The sequence below is a fragment of the Halotalea alkalilenta DSM 17697 genome (assembly GCF_000621205.1).
Taxonomy (GTDB): domain Bacteria; phylum Pseudomonadota; class Gammaproteobacteria; order Pseudomonadales; family Halomonadaceae; genus Halotalea; species Halotalea alkalilenta.
Map to the genome: position 1 here is coordinate 11,023 of NZ_KK211235.1, position 9,658 is coordinate 20,680.

At 65.2% G+C, this 9,658-nt stretch carries 6 protein-coding genes; 3 read left to right on the forward strand and 3 right to left on the reverse strand.

The genetic code is table 11. The features are described from left to right. Positions 1 to 305: 305 nt before the first annotated feature. The 3 genes from katE to Q376_RS0119990 all read right to left on the reverse strand — a co-directional run bounded on the left by katE (position 306) and on the right by Q376_RS0119990 (position 5,573). Positions 306 to 2,513 (reverse strand): catalase HPII, encoded by a 2,208-nt coding sequence (gene katE / locus Q376_RS0119980; RefSeq protein ID WP_081803681.1) that lies wholly within the window; start codon positions 2,511 to 2,513, stop codon positions 306 to 308. 1,080 nt (positions 2,514 to 3,593) lie between these two features. Beyond that, the gene (locus Q376_RS23735) at positions 3,594 to 5,093 is read right to left on the reverse strand and encodes a catalase (protein ID WP_052365580.1); all 1,500 of its coding nucleotides are present in this window, start codon (positions 5,091 to 5,093) and stop codon (positions 3,594 to 3,596) included. Positions 5,094 to 5,315: 222 nt separating this feature from the next. Beyond that, the gene (locus tag Q376_RS0119990; RefSeq protein WP_027351791.1) at positions 5,316 to 5,573 is read right to left on the reverse strand and encodes a GlsB/YeaQ/YmgE family stress response membrane protein; all 258 of its coding nucleotides are present in this window, start codon (positions 5,571 to 5,573) and stop codon (positions 5,316 to 5,318) included. 259 nt (positions 5,574 to 5,832) lie between these two features. On the opposite strand from Q376_RS0119990, the gene Q376_RS0119995 reads away from it, so the two are divergent. The 3 genes from Q376_RS0119995 (at position 5,833) to coaA (ending at position 9,423) form a co-directional block, all read left to right on the forward strand. Beyond that, on the forward strand, positions 5,833 to 7,236 hold the full coding sequence (locus tag Q376_RS0119995) for a YcjX family GTP-binding protein (RefSeq protein WP_027351792.1): 1,404 nt from the start codon (positions 5,833 to 5,835) through the stop codon (positions 7,234 to 7,236). Next, on the forward strand, positions 7,233 to 8,285 hold the full coding sequence (locus Q376_RS0120000; protein ID WP_027351793.1) for a YcjF family protein: 1,053 nt from the start codon (positions 7,233 to 7,235) through the stop codon (positions 8,283 to 8,285). Before Q376_RS0119995 ends, Q376_RS0120000 begins: the two co-directional genes overlap by 4 nt. 193 nt (positions 8,286 to 8,478) lie before the next feature. Further along, entirely contained in the window at positions 8,479 to 9,423 is a 945-nt protein-coding gene (coaA, locus tag Q376_RS0120010; RefSeq protein ID WP_027351794.1) for a type I pantothenate kinase, read from the forward strand. The last annotated feature ends 235 nt before the right edge of the window (positions 9,424 to 9,658 follow it).

Sequence of the window (9,658 nt, forward strand, 5' to 3'; positions counted from 1 at the left end):
GTTCGACCTTGGCGCGTAGGGCGCCGCTCGGGACGAACGGGTGGGGGTTGGCGCAAAGGACCAGCATACCGGCCGTTCGTGGTGAGCCGGGCCTCCGACGACTTGGGCAATCTTGCGAGACACCATGAATGCCCGAGTCGAACCACGGCCTTACCGCCGCCGCCCGATCCCTCGACTGGCGCCCCCATTGCCGAGCTGGAATTCGACCTTGGCGCGTAGGGCGCCGCTCGGGACGAACGGGCTAGTTGATCCGTTAAAAAAACGACCCCGGCGAGCCGGGGTCGAGGGGGCCTGCGCGCCAGGGCTCAGGCGGGAATGGCGTCGGCCTTGGCCAGGCGGGACCAGACCCGGTGCTCGGCGAGTGCGCGCTCGAAGGCATCGAAGGCAGCATCGACGTCACCGGTGCTGATGCCATCTTCGCTGGTCGGTAGGCCCGCGGCGGTGAGCAGGCCGTCGGCGTCGTCGATCGCGGCGATCGGCTTGAGGTGCTTGTAGGCCTCGAGCAGGTAGTAGCGCCCCTGCCCCGAACCCGCCAGCGCCTCGACGCTCTTCGCACCGCCGATCACGATCACCCCATCCTGGGTCACCGAAGGCAGCCCGTTGAGCATCGCATCGGGGGCGAGCTGCTTGCCGTCGTCGCCGGTGACAGGCGCCATCGAGGGCGCGATCAGGGTAGCGGCCGCTCCTTTCGCCTCGAGCTTTTGCACCACTGCGGCGAGCTGCTCGGCGTCGAAGCCATCGCTGATAAGTACCGCCACCTTGCGGAACTTGATCCCATCGGGTTTGCGTGCAAGCAGGCTCAACGCCGGGGAGGCATCGAGCGACGACTTGCCGAGCTCCTCTTTTGACGCAGTGACGGCGGTCGGCGCCGGCATGCCGTGCACCTGCGCCACTCGCTTGGCCAGGTCTAAGGAGATGTTCGGCAGGATCTCATTGACCACCCGCTCGCGGATGAACGGACGGGTCACTTTGGAGAGCTCGAAGGCATAGGCCTCGACGATATGCTGCTGTTCGGCTTCGCTCTGCGAGTTCCAGAACAGGGTCGCCTGGGAGTAGTGATCATTGAACGAGGGACTGCGCGCACGCACCTTGTGCGCATCGACCCGTTCGTAGACGCTCTCGAAGCCGCCGTTCTCGGCCGCGGCAGGGGTCTCGCGCGGCCAACCGTCATCGATCGAGTTCGGCTCGTAGGAGGCCTGGCCCTGGTTGATCGTCTGGCGGTGGAAGCTGTCGCGCTGGTTGTTGTGCACCGGGCAGACCGGCCGGTTGATCGGGATCTCGGCGAAGTTGGGCCCGCCAAGCCGCAGCATCTGGGTATCGAGGTAGGAGAACAGCCGCCCTTGGAGCAGCGGGTCGTTGGAGAAGTCGATGCCCGGCACCACGCCGCCCGGGTTGAAGGCGACCTGCTCGACTTCGGCGAAGTAGTTGTCCGGGTTGCGATTGAGCACCATCTTGCCGATCGGCGTGACCGGTACCAGCTCTTCCGGGATGATCTTGGTCGGGTCGAGCAGGTCGAAATCGAATTTGTGCTCGTCCTCCTCCTCGACCACCTGCACGCCGAACTCCCACTCGAGGAAGTCGCCATTCTCGATGTCGTCGTGCAAAGCGCGGCGGTGGAAATCCGGATCACGCCCCCAAAGCTTCTGCGCCTCGTCCCAGACCAGTGAATAGGTGCCGGCGAGCGGTTTCCAGTGGAACTTGACGAAGCGTGACACGCCCTGCTTGTCGATCAGCCGGAAGGTGTGGATACCGAAACCTTCCATCGAGCGGTAATGACACGGGATGGCGCGGTCGGACATGGTCCAGAGCACCATGTGGGCGCTCTCCGGCACTAGCGAGACGAAGTCCCAGAAGGTGTCGTGGGCCGATTGCCCCTGGGGGATCTCGTTGTGCGGCTCGGGCTTCACCGCATGGACGAAGTCGGGAAACTTGATCGCATCCTGGATGAAGAATACCGGCATATTGTTGCCGACCAGATCCCAAATGCCTTCGTCGGTATAGAACTTGGTCGCGAAGCCGCGCACGTCGCGCACGGTGTCGTTGGAGCCGCGCGCGCCCTGCACGGTCGAGAAACGCACGAATACCGGGGTGCGCTTACCGGGGTCCTTGAAAAGCCCCGCCTTGGAGAGCTTGGCCGCCGCTTCATAGGGCTCGAAGTAGCCATGCGCCGCCGCCCCCCTGGCATGGACGATGCGCTCGGGGATCCGCTCGTGGTCGAAGTGGTTGATCTTCTCCCGCATGATGAAGTCTTCGAGCAGCGTCGGCCCGCGATCACCGCCCTTGAGCGAGTTCTGATTGTCGCTTATCCGCACGCCCTGGTTGGTGCGCAGGTCATGCCCCTTGGCATTGCTGCGCCAGCGCTCCAGCGCGTCGTGCTTACTATCCTCTGAAGTGGTGAAATCGGTATCGTGCGGGCCGTCGCTGTTGCGTGCAGTGATCGGCCCCGGTTGGGATGGCTTAGTCATCGGTCGACTCTCCTTGTTGGAACCTCGTCTATCGCCAGCGCCGCCCATCCCCCCTTCCCCGGGGGTCCGTCGAGAAGGTGTCAGGTTCCCGGCGGCGAACGGCTACGCCACCACTCAGCGTAGACAGCGCCTGCTAGCGCCGCAAAAGACCCGCGTGATTCTCGCGACGATTGGCCGTCATCCCCCGTTCGTCCCGAGTGGCGCCCTACGCGCCAAGCGTGAGCACCGGCTCGGCAATGGAGGGCGCCAGTCGAGGGATCGAGCGGCGGCGGTAAGGCCGTGGTTCGACTCGGGCCTCCATGGTGTCTTGCTAGATTGCCCAAGTCGACGGAGGCCCGGCTCACCACGAACGGCTGTAAACGCCGAACCTCGGCGCCCCCACCCGTTCGTCCCGAGCGGCGCCGATACACGCCAAGGTCGAGCAATGGCTCGGCAACGGGGGCGCCAGTCGAGGGATCGGGTGGCGGCGGTAAGGCCGTGGTTCGACTCGGGCCTCCATAGTGTCTTGCTAGATTGCCCAAGTCGACGAAGGCCCGGCTCACCACGAACGGTTTGCGCCAACCCCCACCCGTTCGTCCCGAGCGGCGCCCTACGCGCCAAGGTCGAACCCCAGCTCGGCATTGGGGGCGCCAGTCGAGGGATCGAGCGGCGGCGGTAAGGCCGTGGTTCGACTCGGGCCTCCATGGTGTCTTGCTAGATTGCCCAAGTCGACGGAGGCCCGGCTCACCACGAACGGCTGTAAACGCCGAACCTCGGCGCCCCCACCCGTTCGTCCCGAGCGGCGCCATACGCGCCAAGCGTGAGCACCGGCTCGGCATTGGGGGCGCCAGTCGAGGGATCGGGCGGCGGCAGTGGGGCCGTGGTTCGACTCGGGCCTCCATGGTGTCTTGCAAGATTGCCCAAGTCGACGAAGGCCCGGCTCACCACGAACGGCTGTAAACGCCTAACCTCGGCGCCCCCACCCGTTCGTCCCGAGCGGCGCCGATACGCGCCAAGGTCGAACTCCAGCTCGGCAATGGTGGCGCCAGTCGAGGGATCGAGCGGCGGCGGTAAGGCCGTGGTTCGACGCACGGACACAACGAAAACGGGCCACCCAGCGGGCGGCCCGTCGATCATGCGGAACGAGGCTCAGACGAAATCGGCGATGCGCTTGGCGGCATGCTGGCGGTAGAGCGTCTCGACCCGGCGGCCGTAATCCTCGTCGGCGGCGTAGCACTGCTGGATCACTCGCTCGACGATCTCCACGGTGACCCCCTGCAGGGTCGAGGCGAACACCGTGGCGATGCGATCCTTCTGGCCTTCGTCGAACAGCCGGTAGAGATCGCCCGCCTGGGAGAAGTTATCCTCGTCCATGTTTTCGTGATAGCCGACCCACGCCTGCTCTTCGAGCGGCAACGGCGGCTCCTGGAAGCGCTTGTCGTAGACCGGCGCCCCCGCCTCGCCGCGCGCGTTGGGGTAGAAGTTGGTCGTGGCGTACTGCCCGCCCTCCTTCGACTCACCCTCGCGGCGCTCGCTGAGCCCCGCCATGAAGCCGTCGCGCTGGTAGTTGTTCACCGGCGCGAGCGGGCGGTTGACCGGGATCTGCTGGTAGTTGACCGTCAGCCGGTAGCGATGCGCGTCGGCGTAGGCCCAGAGCCGCGATTGCAACACCCGGTCCGGCGAGGCGCCGATGCCGGGCACGAAGTTCGATGGGCTGAAGGCGACCTGTTCGATCTCGGCGAAGTAGTTATCCGGATTGCGGTTGAGCTCGAGCTGGCCGATCTCGATCAGCGGGAACTCGCCCTGCGGCCACACCTTGGTGAGGTCGAACGGGTTGATCCGGTAGTGCTTGGCTTCTTCCTCGCTCATCAGTTGGATCTTCACCGTCCAGCTGGGGAACTCGCCCTTCTCGATATGGCTAAACAGATCTTGCTGGTGATGGGCAGGATCGAGGGAGAGCGCTTCTTCGTCGGTGACGTTCTTGATCCCCTGGTTGGTCTTGAAGTGGAACTTGACCCACACCCGCTCACCGCTGTCGTTCCAAAGACTCAGCGTGTGGGAGCTGAATCCGTGCATGTGACGATAGCTGTAGGGGATGCCACGGTCGGAAAGCAGGATCGTGACCTGGTGGAAGGACTGCGGATGCAGCGCCCAGAACTCCCAGCGGTTCTGCCAGTTGACCAGGTTCGAGCGGGGGTCCTTCTTCTGGGTATGGATGAAGTCGGGAAACTTGCTCGGCTCGCGGATGAAGAATACCGGGGTGTTGTTGCCGACCATGTCCCAGTTGCCCTGCTCGCTGTAGAACTTGACCGAGAAGCCGCGCACGTCGCGCAGGTTGTCGGCGCTGTCCTGCCCGCCGGCGACGGTGGAGAAACGCGCTACCACCGGCGTCTGCTTGCCGACGCCCTGGAGAAAATCGGCGATGGTCAGGTCCGACAGGTCCCGGGTCAGGCGGAAGGTACCGAAGGCGCCGCTGCCACGGGCGTGCACTACCCGCTCGGGAATCTGCTCACGGTTGAAGTGGGCGAGCTTTTCGAACAGCCGCCAGTTGTCGAAGGTCAGCGGGCCGCGCGGGCCGGCGGTGAAACTGGCGTCGTCGTTGGGCACCGGGGCACCGTTCCCGGTGGTGTAGCGTGTGCGCTCGGACATCCTCGTCTCCTCGTTCTTCTCATCAAGTGGGCCAAGTTGCACGCTACCCCAAGATCGGATGGAGACTAAATTGATCCATTCGATACGCTCGATTCATATGTTCAATCGATCGAAAAACAAAAAAAGATAGCCACAAACGATAAAGGACCGCCCCCATTGGGGGCGGTCCTCATCAGGCCAATCGATCTCGCCTTTACGCCTAGCTTCATTGAGAAGGCGAGGTCAGATCTTGCCCTTGCCTCCTCGCACCAGCGAGACGATCCAAAGCAGGATCACCGCGCCGATCACCGCGGTGACCAGCGACCCGATCAGCCCACCGTTGCCGGAAAGCCCGAGCAGCCCCAGGGCCGCACCGCCGATCACTGCGCCGACGATGCCGACGATGATGTTACCGATCACGCCGAAACCACCGCCGCGCATGATGTTGCCAGCGATCCAGCCGGCGACGCCGCCGATGATCAACCAAAGAATTATGCCCATGCCGTTCCCTCCTTGAGTGCGAAGCCGCATACGTCCCTAACGCGCCGGTCGAACTGCGAATCTGCGCGATTCGAACTACTCGGCTGCGCCCCGATCCCTACGACCGGTCCTTAGACTCTAGAACATCTCAGTGATTTTGCCCGTCTTCCTGACCAAACGACGCCCACCGTCCATGCGAGCGGCGACGCTTTGGTATATCGTCGGCGTAGCCGGCGCGCCGTCACGCGCCGTGCGATTTCGTTCACCAGTGGGGAGAAGTATGGCGCTGACGCTGCCTAGGGACATGGGCGACATGATCGAGCGCGGCTTCGACCGCCGCTTACGGCTTGCGGTGACCGGCCTTTCCCGCGCCGGCAAGACCGCGTTTCTGACCTCGCTGGTCAACCAGCTGCGCCATGCCGGTCTCGACGCGCGGCTGGACCTGATGAAGACCGCCCGCGAAGGTCGCCTGCTCGGCGCCCAGCGCATCGAGCAGTCCGATCTTTCGATTCCAAGCTTTCCGTATGACGAGGCGATCGAGGCGCTCTCGCTCTCCCCGCCCGAGTGGCCGAGACCGACCCGCGGAATCAGCGAACTGTGCCTTTCGATCCGCTACCGAACCGCGCTGCCCGGCAGAGCCCTGATCAAGGCCCAGCGCACTCTGACCCTCGACTTGGTCGATTACCCCGGCGAATGGCTGCTCGACCTGCCGCTGCTGGAGCTCGACTATCCCCAGTGGTGTGAACGGATGACCCGCCTGCAAGGCCCGGCCCGGCGCGCCTATGCGGCGGATTGGCTCTCAGCGGTGCAAAAGCTCGCGGTCGACCAGAGCGTCGATGACCGAGAACTCGCCGAACTGGCGGCGGGCTATGCCGAGACGCTCAAACGAGCGCGCGCAGAAGGCGGGTTCAGCTATGTCCAACCGGGGCGCTTCCTGCTCCCGGGCGATCTCGAGGGCGCCCCGGTACTGCAGTTCTTCCCGCTGCCCGGAATCACCGCCGAAGACCGCGTGCGTCTCTCCAGGCTGCCCGCGGGCAGCCTGTACAAGACCCTCGAGCGCCGCTTCGAGCACTACAAGCGCCACGTGGTGCTGCCCTTCTATCGTGATCACTTCCGCCGTTTCGATCGCCAGGTGGTGCTGGTCGATGTGCTCTCGGCGCTGAATGCCGGCGCCGAGGTGTTCAACGACATGCGCATGACGCTGGGCGATTTGATGAAGAGCTTTCGCTTCGGCGGCAACGGCACGCTGAGGCGGCTGTTCAGCCCCCGCATCGATCGCCTGTTGATCTGCGCGACCAAGGCAGACCACGTCACCCCGGAGCAGCATCCGAAGCTGCTCGCGCTGCTCGAGCAGTTGCTCGACGAGCCGATCAAGGACCTGCGCTATCTCGACGTACCGGTCAAGGCGCTGTCGCTGGCCTCGATCCGCGCCACCGAAACCCGCACCATCGAACGAAACGGCCAGCGCCAGCCAGTACTGTACGGCACCCCGCTCGACGAACCCGGTGACCAGCCGGCGCTGATCTTCCCAGGTGAGGTGCCCGACCGGCTGCCGGAGGAGGCATTCTGGCATCGCCAGGGGTTCTCGTTCAGCGCCTTTCGCCCGCTCCCTCATCGTGACGCGCTGCCGCACATCCGCATGGATGCCGCACTGGACTGGCTGCTCGGAGACAAACTGCGATGAACGACCGCCGATCATCCTCATCCGACACCCGCCTGCGCCCGCCCGAGCGATTCGATGCCACCGACGAGGTGCCGCAGCACGATCCTCGGCCGATGCTGCGTTTCGATCCCGACACCGACAGCCAACCGCTGGACGAGACCTTGCCCGATGGTGTCGAGAGCGCCCTCGACCGGGCGCTTGCGCGGCCGCGCAGGCGCCGCTGGGGGCTGCTGGTGCTGGTCGGCGGCGCACTCGCGGTAGGCGTGGCGCAGAGTGCGATGCAGCTGGTCGACGCCTGGCGTCTCGGCGAGTGGCTCGCCGGCGCCTGGGGTGCGCTCGGGGTACTCGGCGGCGGGCTGCTGGCCGGCGCACTCGGCCGCGAGCTGGGCAAGCTCAGGCGGCTGCGCCGGCACAGCCAGCTACGCGAGGCGCTGATCGATGAGAGTCCCGAGCCCTTCGCGCTTTGCGACCGGCTGCGCCGCCAGATGGGGCTCGCCGACGACGACCCCCACTGGCGCGCCTTCACCCTCGCCCACCAGCAGCATCACAGCGACGCCGAGACCCGCACCTTGTTCGCCCACCACGTCCTCGCTCCGCGCGACCGCAAGGCCCGCGGGCTGATCACCCGGATGGCGAGCGAATCGGCGCTGATGGTCGCGGTGAGCCCGTCGACGCTGCTCGACATGGGGCTGATCGCCTGGCGCAACCTCTACATGATCGACCGCCTGGCGCGGCTCTACGGCCTCGAGCTCGGCTATGCTTCGCGACTCAAGCTCTTTCGCACCGTACTCGCCAACATGGCCTTCGCCGGCACCAGCGAGTTCATCGCCGACGCCGGCATGGATATGCTCTCGATGAACCTGCTCGAACGGCTCTCAGCGCGCGCCGCCCAAGGCATGGGCAGCGGCCTGCTCACCGCCCGGCTCGGCCTGCGCACCATTCGCTTGCTGCGCCCGCTGCCGTTCGAGGAGAATCAGGCCCCGCGGCTCGCCGACCTGCGCCGAGAGCTGTGGACGGAGCTCAAACGGCTCGATCGCGACGGACGAGCGACGCGCGACGGCGATGGCTAGCCCAAGCAGTCCTCGTTGTCGCCTAGACCTTGGGCGTACTTCCCAAGCGCGAGACTTTCTGCCACGGTGAGCGGCCATCGCTGCCGACCGAGCGGGGCCGCCAAGATCGCCGTCCCGCGCACAGGCTCGCGTATGAAAAGCGCGGTCTCCGCGAGGAGGCGTGTCAACCGTGACCGAGGCGACCACACGGCCCATGCAAGATCATCCTACGAACAGCCCCTACATGCGCTTCTCCCGCGAGCAGTGGGCGCAGTTGCGCAACTCCGTGCCGATGACGCTGAGCTTCGACGAGATCAAGGCGCTCAAGGGGATCAACGAGGAACTATCGATCGAGGAGGTGGCGGAGATCTATCTGCCGCTCGCCCGTCTGCTGAACTTCTACATCAGCTCGAATCTTCATCGCACCGCCGCTCTGGATCAGTTCCTCGGCAGCCGTGAGCGCCGCCCGCCTTACGTGATCGGCATCGCCGGCAGCGTCGCGGTAGGCAAGAGCACCACCGCCCGCGTACTCCAGGCACTGCTGAGCCGCTGGCCCGAGCACCGCCGCGTCGAGCTGGTCACTACCGACGGCTTCCTGCATCCCAACCGCGAGCTCGAGGCCCGCGGACTGATGAAGAAGAAAGGCTTCCCGCCCTCCTACGACATGCACCGGCTGGTGCGCTTCGTTTCCGAGCTGAAGGCCGGCACGCCGCACCTCGAAGTCCCGGTCTACTCGCACCTGGTCTACGACATCGTCTCCGACGACCTGAAAACGATCGAGCAGCCCGACATCCTGATCCTCGAAGGGTTAAACGTGCTGCAAAGCGGCATGGACTACCCCGAGGACCCGCACCATGTGTTCGTCTCCGACTTCGTCGACTTCTCGATCTACGTTGACGCCTCGATCGATCAACTGCGCAGCTGGTATGTGAAACGCTTCATGAAACTGCGCCAGAGCGTGTTCTCCGATCCCGGCTCCTACTTCCACACCTATGCACAGCTCAGCGACGACGAAGCCATCGCCACCGCCGAACGGATCTGGAGCGAGATCAACGAACGCAACCTGGTCGAGAACATCCTGCCCACCCGCGAGCGCGCCAGCCTGATCCTGACCAAGGGAGACGCCCACGCGGTCGAGCAGGTGATGCTGCGCAAGTAGCCCTGCCCGCACCAAGCCGTGGTTCGAGACGCATCCGAGCACCCTGAGCGAGCGTAGCGAGCCGAAGGACACGAACAGGCCAACAAACCCATTCGTCCCGAGCGGCGCCGATGCGCGCCAAGGTCGAGTTCCAGCTCGGCAATGAGGGGCGCCAGTCGAGGGATCGGGCGGCGGCGGTAAGGCCGTGGTTCGACTCGGGCCTCCATGGTGTCTCGCAAGATTGCCCAAGTCGACG